15 protein-coding genes are annotated in these 15584 nt (G+C 60.1%); 10 read left to right on the top strand and 5 right to left on the bottom strand.

Annotated elements, in window-relative coordinates:
* Window positions 1-11 precede the first annotated feature (11 nt).
* Entirely contained in the window at window positions 12-122 is a 111-nt protein-coding gene (locus WA845_RS19415; protein ID WP_443111972.1) for a GlsB/YeaQ/YmgE family stress response membrane protein, read from the top strand.
* 102 nt (window positions 123-224) lie between these two features.
* Window positions 225-1196, top strand: coding sequence for a lipoyl synthase (gene lipA / locus WA845_RS19410; protein WP_004441621.1), 972 nt, complete (start codon window positions 225-227; stop codon window positions 1194-1196).
* A gap of 204 nt (window positions 1197-1400) precedes the next feature.
* Here lipA and WA845_RS19405 read toward each other — a convergent pair whose 3' ends face one another.
* From WA845_RS19405 to WA845_RS19395, 3 genes are all read right to left on the bottom strand, one after another.
* Complete coding sequence (locus WA845_RS19405; protein WP_022556104.1) at window positions 1401-2330, bottom strand: DMT family transporter; 930 nt, start codon at window positions 2328-2330, stop codon at window positions 1401-1403.
* A gap of 90 nt (window positions 2331-2420) precedes the next feature.
* Entirely contained in the window at window positions 2421-3155 is a 735-nt protein-coding gene (locus tag WA845_RS19400; protein WP_112554880.1) for a helix-turn-helix domain-containing protein, read from the bottom strand.
* Between the two features lie 124 nt (window positions 3156-3279).
* On the bottom strand, window positions 3280-3456 hold the full coding sequence (locus tag WA845_RS19395; protein WP_003496171.1) for a hypothetical protein: 177 nt from the start codon (window positions 3454-3456) through the stop codon (window positions 3280-3282).
* Window positions 3457-3705: 249 nt separating this feature from the next.
* Between WA845_RS19395 and WA845_RS19390 the strand changes: the two genes are divergently transcribed.
* Together WA845_RS19390 and WA845_RS19385 are read left to right on the top strand one after the other, a co-directional pair.
* Window positions 3706-4275, top strand: coding sequence for an ATPase AAA (locus WA845_RS19390; RefSeq protein ID WP_006697547.1), 570 nt, complete (start codon window positions 3706-3708; stop codon window positions 4273-4275).
* Window positions 4276-4284: 9 nt separating this feature from the next.
* On the top strand, window positions 4285-4737 hold the full coding sequence (locus tag WA845_RS19385; RefSeq protein ID WP_004441633.1) for a type II toxin-antitoxin system RatA family toxin: 453 nt from the start codon (window positions 4285-4287) through the stop codon (window positions 4735-4737).
* Here WA845_RS19385 and WA845_RS19380 read toward each other — a convergent pair.
* Together WA845_RS19380 and WA845_RS19375 are read right to left on the bottom strand one after the other, a co-directional pair.
* A complete protein-coding gene (locus WA845_RS19380; protein WP_004441636.1) occupies window positions 4719-5228 on the bottom strand; it encodes a CinA family protein in 510 nt (169 codons plus the stop codon). The two genes, WA845_RS19385 and WA845_RS19380, sit on opposite strands and share 19 nt — an antisense overlap.
* Window positions 5225-6412: a bifunctional 2-C-methyl-D-erythritol 4-phosphate cytidylyltransferase/2-C-methyl-D-erythritol 2,4-cyclodiphosphate synthase gene (locus WA845_RS19375; protein WP_112554876.1), complete on the bottom strand. Its 1188-nt coding sequence runs from the start codon at window positions 6410-6412 to the stop codon at window positions 5225-5227. The genes WA845_RS19380 and WA845_RS19375 overlap by 4 nt, the downstream gene beginning before the upstream one ends.
* A gap of 275 nt (window positions 6413-6687) precedes the next feature.
* Here WA845_RS19375 and dusB point away from each other — a divergent pair, with 275 nt between their 5' ends.
* From dusB to trkA, 6 genes are all read left to right on the top strand, one after another.
* Window positions 6688-7704: a tRNA dihydrouridine synthase DusB gene (dusB, locus tag WA845_RS19370; RefSeq protein ID WP_045534824.1), complete on the top strand. Its 1017-nt coding sequence runs from the start codon at window positions 6688-6690 to the stop codon at window positions 7702-7704.
* Window positions 7701-8849: a two-component system sensor histidine kinase NtrB gene (locus tag WA845_RS19365; protein ID WP_004441645.1), complete on the top strand. Its 1149-nt coding sequence runs from the start codon at window positions 7701-7703 to the stop codon at window positions 8847-8849. The genes dusB and WA845_RS19365 overlap by 4 nt, the downstream gene beginning before the upstream one ends.
* Window positions 8846-10297, top strand: a complete 1452-nt coding sequence (ntrC, locus tag WA845_RS19360; RefSeq protein ID WP_004441656.1) for a nitrogen regulation protein NR(I) — start codon at window positions 8846-8848, stop codon at window positions 10295-10297. The genes WA845_RS19365 and ntrC overlap by 4 nt, the downstream gene beginning before the upstream one ends.
* A gap of 150 nt (window positions 10298-10447) precedes the next feature.
* Window positions 10448-12709, top strand: coding sequence for a sensor histidine kinase NtrY-like (locus tag WA845_RS19355; protein WP_035208859.1), 2262 nt, complete (start codon window positions 10448-10450; stop codon window positions 12707-12709).
* Window positions 12699-14063: a nitrogen assimilation response regulator NtrX gene (gene ntrX, locus WA845_RS19350; protein WP_004441661.1), complete on the top strand. Its 1365-nt coding sequence runs from the start codon at window positions 12699-12701 to the stop codon at window positions 14061-14063. Before WA845_RS19355 ends, ntrX begins: the two co-directional genes overlap by 11 nt.
* Before the next feature lie 49 nt (window positions 14064-14112).
* Window positions 14113-15489: a Trk system potassium transporter TrkA gene (gene trkA, locus WA845_RS19345; protein ID WP_112554874.1), complete on the top strand. Its 1377-nt coding sequence runs from the start codon at window positions 14113-14115 to the stop codon at window positions 15487-15489.
* Window positions 15490-15584 lie beyond the last annotated feature (95 nt).

Below are 15584 nucleotides of genomic sequence, written 5' to 3'. Positions count from 1 at the left end.
TCGCTGTTGCGGTGCTGCGTACCTTCGATGTTTTCGTGCAGGATAGCAGGCTCGGTTATTTCGTTACCGCCTTCATCGGCGCAAGCCTGTTGCTGTTCGTGGCTAAGCTCGTGCGGCGCTGACAAGGCTTCGTGACCGGAAGGGGCTTACGCTTTTTCTGGAATTGTTCTAAAGCATCGCACCAAAGATGTCTGGATCGCCAAGGGCGATGGAAGCAGGTTTTTATGGTCACTATTCTCGACAGGACGTCGTCTGACGAAAAGCGTATCCGCCACCCGGAAAAGGCGCACAAGCCTGATACCGAGGTAATGCGCAAGCCCGAATGGATCCGCGTCAAGGCGCCGACCTCCAAGGGTTACCACGAGACGCGCGAACTGGTGCGCAGCCACAAGCTGGTGACCGTGTGCGAGGAAGCCGGCTGTCCAAATATCGGCGAGTGCTGGGACAAGAAGCACGCGACCTTCATGATCATGGGTGAAATATGCACCCGTGCCTGCGCCTTCTGCAACGTCGCGACCGGCAAGCCCAATCCGCTCGACATGAATGAGCCGGAAAATGTCGCCAAGGCCGTCAAGCAGATGGGACTTTCCCACGTCGTCATCACCTCCGTCGACCGTGATGATCTCGCCGATGGCGGTGCTGAACATTTCGAAAAGGTGATCTGGGCGATCCGCGCAGCCTCTCCGACGACCACAATCGAAATCCTCACGCCCGACTTCCTGAAGAAGCCCGGCGCGCTGGAACGTGTCGTTGCCGCAAAGCCCGACGTCTTCAACCATAATCTGGAAACGGTTCCGGGCAACTACCTCACGGTCCGCCCGGGTGCGCGCTATTTCCACTCGGTGCGCCTTCTGCAACGGGTGAAGGAACTCGATCCCACCATGTTCACCAAGTCGGGCATCATGGTTGGCCTCGGTGAAGAGCGCAATGAAGTGCTGCAGCTGATGGACGATCTGCGCAGCGCTGACGTCGACTTCCTGACCATCGGCCAGTACCTGCAGCCCACCCGCAAGCACCACAAGGTCGAGGCTTTCGTGACGCCGGAGGAATTCAAGTCCTACGAGACGGTGGCTTACACCAAGGGCTTCCTGATGGTTTCGTCAAGCCCGCTGACCCGTTCTTCCCACCACGCCGGTGACGATTTCGAACGCCTGCGTGCGGCACGCGAAAAGAAGCTGCTGGCGGCTGCGGAATAAGCGACGCAAGGTTCGCCAATACGGCGTTGAGATTTGAAGTCTTCATGTTATCACCATCGTCATGCTCGGGCCTGCCCCGAGCATCTGCAACCTATGGAAATGACAATGGGTGACTAGATCCTTGGGAAAGGCCCGAGGATGATGGTGCGTGAGACGCGGCGCCTGCGGATCAATGCAATCGTCTGTTTTTGGCCTTCAGGCCGATCACGCCGCAACCTTTTCAGGCCTGTGCGCCCGCATGCAGAGCACGACGCTCAGCACGACCGAGCAGATCGCCAGGACCTCGACCAGCGTCGGGCCACGCCCTTCCCAGAGAAAACCGTAAAGCAGCGCAAACAGCGTTTCAAACAGGATCATCTGCCCAACCATGGTAAGCGGCAGCATGCGGCTCATACGGTTCCAGAAGGCATTGCCGAGGATGGACGCGGTGAAGCCGAGCCCGGCGGCGATGGCGGCGAAATACAGCCAGTCGCCCGTGCTGTGGCTTTCTCCACCCAGTGCGAAGGCGGGGATGGCGAGCGCCAGCGCAAGCCCGCCGGTCACTACACCCGTCATCATGTTCCAGTCATCGGCGCTCACATCGTGAAGGCGCGACAGCCAGCGGGCATTGCCTACGGCGAAAGCCGTCCATGAAGCCAGCGCCCCGAGCGCGCAGGCGAGGCCGATGACACGAGAAATATCCAGACCCGCATCGTTTTCCGTCAGCGACTGCCATGAGATGCCGAGAATGCCTATCGCGCCGAAGGCAAGCGACGGCCACAGCCGCTTCAGCGATACGGCGCCGTGGTCGCGACTGCCGATGATGGTAACGGCAACAGGCAGGAAGCCGATGATGATTGAGGTGAAGGCGACGCCGCTCAATTTCACCGCGGTCGAGATGAAAACATAGTAGGCGATGTTGCCGATCATGCTCAGCCAGCCGAGCGCCAACCATTCGCGCGCGCCAAACCGCGCCGACACTTGTTTGAGGCGTGGCCCGATGATGACCAGCGAAATCAGCCCATAGGTCAGGTAGCGCGCCGTGGAAAGCTGCAGGGCGGAAAAATCCGGCACGAGTTTCGGAGCGAGAAATATCCCGCCCCAGAGCGCACCCGCCATTATGCCGTAAAAAACACCGAGACCAGTCCTGTTCATGTCCATCACATCCGCATTCACATTTGTCAGCGATGTGCCACAGGCGGTTGCGGCTGTCTTGACAAAAACTCCTGACGAATGTGAGCGGTTCTAATGAATGCCGTGGCGGCGGCGATACGCGGCGGGGGTCTCTCCCACCGCGAGGCGCATGGCCCGTGTCAGCGCCGTCTGGTCGGAAAAACCGGCGCTGAGCGCGATTTCGGAAATCGGCATGACGGAGTTGCTGAGCAGGGCGCACACCTTCTCCATGCGCAACCCGGAAAGCCACCGATGCGGGGGAAGACCGAATTCTTCGAGAAACAGCGCATGCAGGCGGCTGTCGCTGAGCGTCATGCAAGAGGTCAGCATCTCGATCGTCCACGGAAAGAAGGGCTCGGCCCTCACGACTTCGCTCAGCTTTCGCAGGCGCCGGCGCATATCGCGCTTGTTGTTGGCAAGGCTGTCAACCAGCAGCGGCGCCCAAATGGCGGCAATATCGTCGCGGCGTCCATCCGTTCGAACCAAGCTGCGCATATAGGCTATCAATTGACGTGTCTCAGGCCCAATATCGAGGAAGGGCGCGTGAGCGAATTTTTCAAGCGTCTGTTCGGGAATCACGCATTCATCGATATCCACCACCAGCGAATGATTGATGGCCGTGGCTTCCTGGGTATGCGGAAGATCGCGGTGGATAAAGACGCCGCGCCCGATGGACAACTCATCTTGCCGTCCTGCCACATCGATACGCAGGCAGCCGGAGACCGGCAGAACGATCTGAACGAATGCGTGTCGCTCCTTCGGTCTTTCCTGTCTGTAGGTTCTGATGTCGGCTGATGCGGCTGTCATGACGCTGTCGTTTCCATTGGGCAAAGAAACGGCCGCCTGGAAAAGCGGCCGGTTTCATTGGTGATTATGACATTGTCTTGAAGATTGGGCCAGCCGGCTTTATCGGTCGGCCAGACGCCGGCAATTAACAGTCTTCCTTGGCGGTCGATTCGCCGCGCTTGCGCTTGCGCAGAACCGGCTTGTTTTCTCTCGCCTCGCATTTGGCGACGTCGATCAGATAGGCGAGCACAGGCATGCCGTTCATCGATGCAAGCTGTTTGGCGGATTCGAGAAGGTTGATGATGTTGGAAAAATCGTCCATCGGCTCACTCAGTGGCTCAAAGCGGTTATGTATCGGGTCTGAACCCAAGGATGAATAGGCTGGGCGAAATAGGGAGCTTCCAGCGCCGTTGCATCCAATGGGTGTAATATTAGTCGCAAATAAATAGCAATCCCCCGCAAGGGGTTGCAATAGTCAATTTTCCGTAACTGCCATGCGCCACCCGGATATCGATTGAAAGCAATCGCCAGATGGGAGAGGGGCGCGCAGCGCTCGAATGGGGCTCAGAATATGCCGAACTACCTCGAAAAGGCGGATGATGCGGCCGCCATCATCGCTGGCGCGCGCCGCATCATGATCGTCGGCTGTTCCGGCGGTGGCAAGTCCACGCTCTCGCGCAAGCTCGTGCGGCGCTTTGGACTGGAATATATCTCGATGGACCGGGAGATCTTCTGGCTGCCGGGCTGGCAACTGCGCCCGCGTGCGGAACAGCGTGAAAGGATCGCGGACTTCGTTGCCGGCGAGCGGTGGTTGATGGATGGCAGCAATCCCTCGTCGTTTGATCTGCGTCTGCCGAGAACCGATATCGTGATCTGGGTTCGCATGCCGCGCTGGCTCTGTCTCTGGGGTGCCACCAGCCGAATCGTGAAAGGCTACGGCAAGGCGCGACCGGAAATGGCGCAGGGCTGCCCTGAGCGACTGGACCGCGAATTCCTGCGTTACATCTGGAATTTCGAGCGGCGACACGCACCACTTTTCGAGCAGAATTTCGACCTCTATGGGCCGGATGTGCCGGTATGGCAGCTGAAAAGCCGAAAACAACTCCGCCGCCTTCTTGATCTTCTGCACATCGAGGATTAACTGCCGCTCATGCCCAAGTTCGAAACGCATCGTTTTGTAAAACACTCGCCGGACCGCATGTACGACCTCGTCGCCGATGTGGAGAAGTATCCGCAGTTCCTGCCCTTATGCGAAGCACTTACCGTGCGCTCCCGCAAGGAGCGCGATGGCAAGACGCTGCTGGTGGCGGATATGACCGTGGGTTACAAGGCCATTCGCGAGACCTTCACCACGCAGGTTCTGCTCAATCCCGCGGAACGGGCCATCGACGTCAAATATATCGACGGGCCGTTCAAATATCTCGACAATCGCTGGCGTTTCGATGCTGCCGAGGGCGGCTCCAACGTGCATTTCTTCATCGAATACGAGTTCAAGAACCGCCTCTTGGGCGCAGTCATGGGGTCCATGTTCGACCGTGCCTTCCGCATGTTCGCAGAAGCTTTCGAGACCCGCGCCGACAAGATCTACACCAATCCCGCCTGACGGAGGGCGATCAGCATCTCGAGCGCCGTCCTGACCGTTGCAAGACGGATGTCCGTGCGGCCGATCTCGCCATAATGCATTTCCTGATGCAGGCTCCGGCCGTGACGGGCCTTGGCGGCCAGATGAACGAGACCCACCGGCTTTTCAGCGGATCCACCCCCCGGACCGGCAATGCCGGTAACGGCAACCGCGAAATCGGCGCGTGACCGGAACAGGGCGCCGTGCGCCATCTGCAGTGCGGTTTGCCGCGAGACCGCGCCAAAGCCCGTCAGCGTTTCAGCGCCAACGCCAAGCATGTCCATCTTGGCCTCGTTCGTATAGGTGACAAAACCGCGGTCGACCACCGCCGAGGAGCCCGAAATCTCCGTCAACGCACCCGCGATCAGGCCGCCCGTGCAGCTTTCCGCGGTCGAGACCATGAGACCGTCTGCTGCAAAATCAGCAATGATCTGCCGTGCGAGCCCTTCAATATCCGCTGGAAACAGGCTCATAGCGGTCTGCCCCTGTAAACGACCGTGGCGGTGGCGATTGCTGCAATCCCCTCCCTGCGACCAACGAAGCCGATGGTTTCATTGGTCGTCGCCTTCACCGAGCAACGCTCCAGCGAGATGCCGAGCATGTCGGAGAGCGCTTCCCGCATGGCCTGCCGATGCGGCCCGATGCGCGGCGCTTCGGCGATCAGCGAGACATCGGCATTCATGATCGTGCCGCCATTGTCGCGCACCACTTTCGCCGCGTGCTCCAGAAATATGCGGGAAGGAGCTCCTTTCCATTGCGGATCGGAAGGAGGGAAATGGTCACCGATGTCGCCAGCGCCGCAGGTCGCCAGCAAGGCATCCGTCAGCGCATGCAGCGCAACATCCGCATCCGAATGACCTTTGAGCTTCTGATCATGCTCGATGAATATGCCGCACAGCGTCACGCCTTCGCCGGCCTCCAGCTGGTGTACGTCGTAGCCGTTCCCGGTGCGCACATCCGGCATTGCATGAGAGAGCTTTTCATCGGCCATGGCGATATCCCGCTTGAGAGTGAGTTTCACATTATCGACCGAACCTTCGGTCAATGTTACTGCCAGACCCGCCCATTCGGCAATCGACGCGTCATCGGTAAAATCCGATTTTCCCGAGGCGGCAGCAGCGCGATGCGCGGCGAGGATGTCGTCATAGTCGAAACTCTGTGGGGTCTGTGCGGCATAAAGGCCCTGTCTCGAAACCGTGTCGGTGACACGATTGCCCGCGCCGCGTTTCAGCGTGTCAGTGACGGGCAGGGCGGGTAGAACACCGCCCGCACCCTCCCGGTGCAGGGCGACAATACGTTCAAGCATATCGACGGAAACGAAAGGCCGCACCGCGTCGTGGATCATTGCATGGCTCAGGCCATGGCGGGAAAGCGCCTCCAGCCCGGCAAGAACAGACTGCTGCCGTGTCACGCCGCCAATAACCGTGGTGACGCGCTCCCCGGCATCAAGTCGCTGGAGAACCGGAGTGAGCAGCGCCGTATCGTCCGCATGGCGCACGACGACGATATGGGAAGCGTTCTTCCACTGGAGGAACGTCGACAGAGTGTGCTCGATCACAGCCTTGCCGCCGATCGGACGATATTGTTTCGGACCCTCCTCGGGAGAGCCGGCTCTTTCCCCGCGTCCCGCGGCCACGATGACGATGCCGAGTTTCATAGTACGTTCCTGCATTGGTCGTATGCTTTGCGTGCAACCCTTCGTGGTTGACAGTCATGCTCTACCGTTTCAAAACCCGGATGGCCAGCCCGATAAGGCGGGCATCAGCCCCGCAAAGCGCAGGAGATGACGTTGCTGCGCCTTCGAAGCTGCACAATTTGCCGCCGACAGCAAAACAGGCAGGCAGCCGCTCAGCAAATAAAAGGTGCAACCTTCTAAAAGTGCTTGGCAACTGCGCAAACACTGTCTAAAAATAATGCAAATAACCCTTCTGCATGAAAGATCATCATTTGGCCCTTCCGGAGTTGTCAGAACCGTTCAGCATCGGCTCAGTCACGATCCGTAATCGGGCTGTGCTGGCGCCCATGTCGGGCGTGACGGATCTGCCTTTCCGACAGCTCGCCTGGCGTTACGGAGCGGGCCTCGTGGTGACGGAAATGGTGGCAAGCCGGGAGCTTGTCGCCAATCGCGGGGAATCCTGGGCGCGGCTGAAAAATGCAGGCATGGTTCCGCACATGGTGCAGCTTGCGGGGCGCGAGGCGCATTTCATGGCCGAGGCGGCGAAGATCGCTGCTGGCAATGGCGCCGGTATCATCGATATCAATATGGGCTGTCCTGCCAAGAAGGTGACGGGCGGTTATTCAGGCTCGGCGCTGATGCGCGATCCCGATCACGCGCTTTCGCTGATCGAGGCGACTGTCAATGCGGTCGATGTGCCGGTGACCTTGAAGATGCGGCTCGGCTGGGATGAAAACAGCATTAACGCACCTGATATAGCTCGGCGCGCCGAAGCAGCAGGCGTTCGCCTTATTACCATTCACGGTCGCACCCGCATGCAGTTTTACGAGGGGCGGGCGGATTGGGATGCCATCCGCGCCGTGCGTGAGGTGATCTCCGTGCCGCTGATCGCCAATGGTGACGTCGAGACGGCGGAAGATGCTCGCGAAATCCTGCGGCGGTCGGGTGCGGACGCCGTCATGGTCGGTCGCGGCGCGCAGGGGCAGCCGTGGTTGCCGGCGGTGCTCGCGGGGCATGCAGCGCCGCATCGAGAGGATATCCCCGCCATCGCCGTCGAACATTATGAGATGATGCTGGAATTTTACGGAAGGGAGGCCGGCCTCCGGCATGCCCGCAAACATCTCGGCTGGTATCTCGACCGTTTCGCGCCAGGTATCGCCACGACCGACAAGGCAAAAATCATGACATCGCGCGAGACGGGGGAGGTGGCAGACCTGCTGCGTTCCGCCCTTTGCGAAAATGCGGGCGAAGATGCCGCAAGGAAGGCCGCATGAGCGCTGATAAACACAGCCCTGCAGATGCGAACCCGCTCGCCATGGCGGTTCTGAACGCGGTGCAGAATCCCGTCATTCTGGTGGATGCCGAAGGTTTTATCGCCTTCGCCAACTGGGAAGCCGAAGCCTTTTTCGGCGCCAGCGCCTCCCACCTCGCGCGCTATAGGGTTTCCACTTTCATCCCCTTCGGCAGCCCGCTGCTTGCCCTGATCGATCAGGTGCGGGAGCGCCGCGCGCCGGTCAATGAATATCGCGTTGATCTGAGCTCGCCGCGTCTCGGCCAAGACAAGCTGGTCGATCTTTATGTCGCGCCCGTCGTCAGCGAGCCTGGATCGGTCGTCGTCGTCTTTCAGGAACGGTCTATGGCCGACAAGATCGACCGGCAGCTGACCCATCGCGCTGCTGCCCGTTCCGTCACCGGTCTTGCGTCCATGCTCGCGCATGAGATCAAGAACCCTCTGTCGGGCATTCGCGGCGCGGCCCAGCTTCTGGAGACCTCGGTTGCGGATGAGGACCGGGCGCTGACCCGGCTGATCTGCGACGAGACGGATCGCATCGTTTCGCTGGTCGACCGCATGGAGGTGTTTTCCGACGAGCGGCCGGTGGATCGCGTGCCAGTCAACATCCATTCGGTTCTCGATCATGTAAAGGCGATCGCCAAGGCCGGTTTCGCCCGTAACATCAAGATATCGGAGAATTACGACCCGTCGCTGCCGCCGGTCTACGCAAACCGCGACCAGCTGGTGCAGGTCTTCCTCAACCTGGTCAAGAATGCGGCCGAAGCGGTGGCCAATCAGTCGGATGGCGAGATCGTGCTGACGACCGCCTATCGTCCCGGGATCCGACTATCGGTTGCCGGCAGCCGGGAGCGCATCTCGCTTCCGCTGGAATTCTGCGTGCATGACAATGGCCCGGGCGTACCCGCCGATCTCTTGCCGCATCTTTTCGATCCGTTCATCACCACCAAGACGAATGGTTCTGGCCTCGGTCTGGCGCTTGTCGCCAAGCTGATCGGCGCCCATGGCGGCATTGTCGAATGCGACAGCCAGAACCACCGCACGACTTTCCGCGTATTGATGCCCGTCTCGCCGGAAGTGGCGCTCGACGACAGCACTTTGCCGAACACGACAGGGAATGACCAATGACAGCTACGATCCTCGTCGCCGATGATGATGCCGCAATCCGCACGGTGCTCAACCAGGCGCTGAGCCGCGCCGGTTACGACGTGCGCATCACCTCCAATGCTGCAACGCTCTGGCGCTGGGTTTCGGCAGGTGAGGGCGATCTTGTCGTCACCGATGTCGTCATGCCCGATGAGAACGCCTTCGACCTTCTGCCGCGCATCAAGAAAGCCCGTCCGGACCTTCCCGTTCTCGTCATGAGCGCTCAGAACACCTTCATGACCGCCATCAAGGCCTCGGAAAAGGGCGCCTACGATTACCTGCCCAAGCCCTTCGACCTGACAGAACTGATCGCCATCATCGGCCGCGCACTCTCCGAGCCGAAGCGCAAGCCGGCCAAGCTCGATGACGACATGCAGGACGGTATGCCGCTTGTGGGTCGTTCGGCGGCGATGCAGGAAATCTACCGTGTTCTTGCCCGCCTCATGCAGACCGACCTGACGCTGATGATCACGGGTGAATCCGGTACGGGTAAGGAACTGGTGGCGCGCGCGCTGCATGATTATGGCAAGCGTCGCAACGGTCCCTTCGTCGCCATCAACATGGCGGCAATCCCGCGTGACCTCATCGAATCCGAACTCTTCGGCCATGAGAAAGGCGCCTTCACGGGGGCCCAGAACCGCTCGACCGGCCGTTTCGAACAAGCTGAGGGCGGCACGCTCTTCCTCGATGAAATCGGTGACATGCCGATGGACGCCCAGACGCGCCTGCTGCGCGTATTGCAGCAGGGTGAATATACGACGGTCGGCGGACGCACGCCGATCCGTACCGATGTCCGTATCGTCGCGGCAACCAACAAGGATCTGAAGCAGTCGATCAATCAGGGCCTGTTCCGCGAGGACCTCTATTATCGCCTGAACGTGGTGCCGTTGCGCCTGCCACCTCTGCGGGACCGCGCCGAGGATATTCCCGATCTGGTTCGCCATTTCATCCAGACGGGCGAGAAGGAAGGCCTGGAAGGCAAGCGTTTCGAGACCGAAGCTCTTGAAGTCATGAAGGCCTATGCCTGGCCGGGCAACGTGCGCGAGCTGGAAAACCTGATCCGCCGCCTGATGGCGCTTTATCCGCAGGAAGTCATCACCCGCGAGATCATCGAGCAGGAACTGCAATCGGATGTTCCCGACAGCCCGCTTGACAAGATGGCGGTCCGCACCGGTTCACTCACCATCTCGCAGGCGGTCGAGGAGAACATGCGGGACTATTTCGCCAGCTTCGGCGATGGCCTTCCGCCGCCCGGCCTTTATGACCGCGTGCTGCGCGAACTGGAGTATCCGCTGATTCTGGCTGCGTTGACTGCCACGCGCGGCAACCAGATCAAGGCTGCCGATCTTCTCGGTCTGAACCGAAATACCCTGCGCAAGAAAATCCGCGAGCTGGGTGTTTCCGTTTATCGCAGCTCCCGCCCCAGCTGAGAATGTTGACAAGGCCGCATTTGTCGTTGCATTTTCGCCACATTGTGTTGCTTGGAAAACACTAGGAAGGACAGAGATTCGCGGGACACGCGCGAACCTCGCCTGACTTCATGGCTGTGGCGCTGGCTGGCCAGCGATTGGGAGTAGTGCATGCGGAAACCCGCCGCCGAAAACGCCGTTGCCGACGAAGCAGCGGGCATGGTGGTCGCCGATCGCAGGATGTCTTTCGCTCTGCCGGGGCTGGTGCTCGCCGGCGTGGCCCTCGTGTGCGCCATCATCACGCTTTTCGTGCTGCTGGGCGTCACGCCAATCGCGCCGACATCGAACGTGGTCATCGCTTCCGTCGTCATCAACTCGATCTTCGTGATCGGCCTGATCTTCCTGATCGGTCGCGAAATCAACCGGCTGCTGAAAGCGCGCAAAAAGGGCAGGGCGGCGGCGCGTCTGCACGTGCGCATTGTCGTCCTTTTCTCCATCGTGGCGATCACGCCCGCAGTGCTCGTCGCCATCTTCGCCAGCCTGACGCTGAATGTCGGTCTCGATCGCTGGTTTTCGCTGCGCACCCAGTCGATCGTCGATTCATCAAGTAATATCGCCCAGGCATACATGATGGAGAATGCCGGTTACCTCCAGGGGCAGACCCTGTCGATGGCGACCGACCTCGACCGCAACCGCGCTCTCTTTTATCTCGACCGCACCGGATTCGTTGATCTTATGACCCGCCAGGCGAAGGGGCGCGGCCTTCTTGGTGCGTTTCTCGTGCAGGAGGATGGCGACGCCGTCGCCCAGGCCGACATCAAGACGGAAAAGCCGCTTCCCGCGATACCGCATGACGCGCTCGAAAAGGCGGCCGCCGGCCAGCCGACGCTGATCCCGCCCGGTATTACCAACCTCGTAGGCGCCATCATCAAGCTCGAAGGCATCAGCGGCACATTCCTTTATACGGTGCGTGCGGTCGATCCCAAGGTGATGGGCGCGATGCGGCTGATGGAAGAGAACCGCGCCGAATACAAGGCCATGGAGGCAGGCCGCGCCCCGCTGCAGATCGCCTTCGCAATTCTCTATCTCGGTTTTGCGTTGATCGTGCTGCTCGCGGCAATCTGGACGGCCATTGCGGTGGCCGACCGTATCGTGCGGCCGATCCGCCTTCTCATCAGCGCCGCAGACAGTGTCGCCACCGGCAACATGCATGTCCTCGTTCCCGTTCGCGCTGTCGATGGCGACGTCGGGCGCCTGTCCCGCACCTTCAACAAGATGGTGTCGGAACTGCGCAGCCAGCAGGAGCAGATCATCGAGGCCAAGGACGACATCGATGATCGCCGCCGTTTCATCGAGGCCGTGCTGTCAGGCGTGACCGCCGCGGTTATCGGCGTTGACGAAAACCGCAGGATAACCATCGTCAATCCGTCGGGCGAAGAGTTCCTCGCACAAACGTCGGAACAGCTCATTGGCGCACAACTCTCCGAGATCGCGCCTGAGATCGAACAGGTCGTCAACGAGGCCAACAGCTGGTCGCGCGGCAACTTCCGCAAGCAGATCAACATTATGCGGCGTGGCAAGGAACGAACGCTGAATGTGCAGGTGACGCGCGAAGACGCCCGCGACAGCCGTGACAGCTACGTCATCACGCTCGACGACATCACCGATCTCGTCATCGCGCAACGCTCGACGGCGTGGTCGGATGTCGCGCGGCGTATCGCGCACGAAATCAAGAACCCGCTGACGCCGATCCAGCTTTCCGCCGAGCGCATCAAGCGCCGTTTCGGCAAGCAGATCGACGAAAGCGACCGCGCCGTCTTCGACCAGTGTACGGACACCATCGTCCGGCAGGTCGGCGATATCGGCCGCATGGTAGATGAATTCTCCGCTTTTGCGCGTATGCCGAAGCCAACGAAGGAAAAGTCGGACCTGCGGGCGATCCTGAAGGACGCAGCGTTTCTCCGGGAAATCAGCGCCGCGGACACCAAGTTCACGACGGAGCTGGGTGACACCCCGCTGGAGGGCATGTTCGATGCCCGCATGCTGGGGCAGGCCTTTGGCAACCTCATCAAGAATGCGACGGAAGCCATCGAAGCGGTGGAAGGCGAAAAGCGGCCGGGCAAGATCCTCGTTCGCGCGTCCTTCGACGAGACCAACTCGCGTTTTGTGGCCGATATCATCGACAATGGCCGCGGTCTGCCGGTGGAAAATCGCCACCGCATTCTCGAACCCTATATGACGATGCGGGATAAGGGCACAGGCCTTGGCCTCGCCATCGTCAAGAAGATCATCGAAGAGCATGGCGGGTATCTGGAACTCCATGATGCCCCGCCGGAGTTCGATCATGGCCACGGCGCCATGATCAGAGTGCTGCTGCCCTATATCGAGGCGGTCGGCGGCGAAAATAACAAGGAAGCAGCATATGGCGTCTGATATTCTGGTCGTGGATGACGAGGCGGACATTCGCGAAATCGTGGCGGGCATTCTCTCCGATGAGGGGCACGAAACGCGTATGGCGTTCGACAGCGACAGCGCGCTGGCCGCCATTTCGGAACGCGTGCCGCGCCTGATCTTCCTCGACATCTGGATGCAGGGTTCGAAGCTCGATGGTCTGGCGCTGCTCGATGAGATCAAGAGCCGCCATCCCGAAATTCCGGTCGTCATGATTTCCGGTCACGGCAATATCGAAACCGCCGTCAACGCCATCAAGCGTGGCGCCTTCGACTTCATCGAAAAGCCGTTCAAGGCTGACCGCCTTATTCTCATTGCCGAACGCGCGCTGGAAAACTCCAAGCTGAAGCGCGAGGTTCAGGAGCTCAAGAAGCGCACGGGGGATGCGGTTGAACTTGTCGGTGCGTCACTTGCGGTATCGCAGCTGCGCCAGACCATCGACCGGGTCGCGCCCACCAACAGCCGAATCATGATTCTCGGCCCGTCAGGTTCCGGCAAGGAACTGGTGGCGCGGATGATCCACAAAAAGTCGTCTCGGGCGACGGGTCCCTTTGTTGCCCTTAACGCCGCGACGATCACGCCGGATCGCATGGAGATTGCACTCTTCGGCACCGAAGGCCTGCCTGGACAGCCCCGGAAGGTGGGCGCACTGGAAGAAGCCCATCGTGGCGTTCTTTATCTCGACGAAGTGGGCGAGATGCCCCGCGAGACCCAGAACAAGATCCTCCGCGTGCTTGTCGACCAGCAATTCGAGCGTGTGGGCGGCGGCAAGCGGGTGAAGGTGGATGTGCGCATCATTTCGTCGACGGCTCATCACCTCGAAAGCCTGATCGCCGAGGGCCAGTTCCGTGAGGATCTCTACCACCGGCTCGCCGTCGTGCCGGTGAAGGTACCGGCGCTGTCCGAGCGACGTGAGGATATTCCCTTCCTCGTCGACATGTTCATGCGGCAGATTTCCGAACAGGCTGGCATCCGCCCGCGCAAGATCGGCGACGACGCAATGGCCGTTCTTCAGACCCATGACTGGCCGGGCAACATCCGACAGCTTCGCAACAATATCGAGCGGTTGATGATACTGGCGCGTCCCGAAGGCGGTGAAGCCCCGATCTCTGCTGACATGCTGCCGTCCGATATCGGCGACATGCTGCCGAAGATATCGGCCCAGGGCGATCAGCACATCATGACGCTGCCGTTGCGCGAAGCTCGCGAAATGTTCGAGCGAGACTATCTGGTGGCGCAGATCAACCGGTTCGGGGGCAATATTTCGCGAACGGCGGAATTTGTCGGCATGGAACGCTCTGCACTGCATCGCAAACTGAAATCTCTCGGCGTATAAGGGGGCCGGGGCCAGGTCGCCGTAACCGATTATCCGTCAGAGAGACAGCATGAGAGTCATCATTTGCGGCGCAGGGCAGGTGGGTTACGGCATCGCCGAGCAATTGTCGCGCGAGGACAACGAAGTATCCGTCATCGATACTGCCGCGTCCTTGATAACCGCCATCACAGAGACGCTTGATGTCCGCGGTTACGTCGGCCATGGCGCGCATCCGGACATGCTGGCCAAGGCCGGAGCGGACCAGGCGGACATGATCATCGCCGTGACGCTGCATGACGAAATCAACATCGTCGCCTGCGAGGTTGCGCATGCCTTGTTCAGCGTGCCGACCAAGATCGCCCGCATCCGCGACCAGAGCTATCTTAAGCCTGAATATGCCGATCTCTTCAGCCGCGAAAACATGTCCATCGACGTGACGATCTCGCCGGAAGTTGAAGTCGGCAAGATGGTGCTGCGGCGCATCGCCTTTCCGGGCGCGACCGACGTGGTGCGTTTCGCGGACGACACGGTCTACATGCTGGCCATCGAATGTATGGAGGATTGCCCGGTCATCAACACGCCGTTGCAGCAACTCTCCAGCCTCTTTCCAGACCTCATCGCGACGGTTGCGGGTGTCTACCGGGATGGTTTCCTCAAGGTGGCGCATTCTTCCGAACAATTGCGGGTCGGCGACCTTGCCTACGTCATCTGCCAGCGGCAACACGCCCGCCGCACGCTCAGCCTGTTCGGTCACGAAGAGCAGGAGGCGCAGCGCATCGTTATTGCGGGCGCGGGCAATATCGGCCACTTCGTTGCCAGCAAGATCGAGGAGTTGCAGCCAAAGACGCGGGTGAAAATTATCGAAGCGGATCGCGACAGGGCAGTTGCCGCATCGGAACAGCTCAGCCACACCATCGTCATGCATGGTTCAGCGCTGGACCAGAAAATTCTCATGCAGGCCGACATTCAGGACGCGGACCTGATCGTCACCCTGACCAATAACGACCAGACCAATATCCTGGCTGCGGTCATGGCCAAGCAACTCGGCTGCAAGTCGAACCTCGCGCTTTTGAACAGTTCCTCCTTTCACGAGGTTGCCGACTCGCTCGGACTTGACGCCTATATCAATCCGAGGGCGGTCACCATCTCCCGCGTTCTCCAGCATGTGCGCAAGGGTCGTATTCGCTCCGTCTATGCCGTGCAGCGCGGTTCGGCAGAGGTGATCGAGGCGGAGGCGCTGGAAACGTCACCGCTCGTCGGTCAGTCCTTTCGTGACGTTGAAATGCCCGAAGGCGTCCGTATCGGCGCGATATATCGCGATGGCGTGGTCATCCGGCCGGACGGGAGCACCAAGATCAAGGCGAAAGACCGTGTCGTACTGTTCGCCTCCGCCGACGCGGTGCGGGACGTGGAACAGCTTTTCCGCGTTTCGATACAATATTTCTGACTGTTTCGACGGCAGAAAACGGGTCAATACTCGTACCCATTCGGCTGTTTTCGCCGTTGCCGAACAAGACACGATTTGATACCAGAGTTTGAGGT

It is taken from the genome of Agrobacterium sp. CMT1 (assembly GCF_037203725.1).
GTDB lineage: Bacteria > Pseudomonadota > Alphaproteobacteria > Rhizobiales > Rhizobiaceae > Agrobacterium > Agrobacterium pusense.
This window is presented reverse-complemented; position numbering and strand designations above follow the sequence as displayed.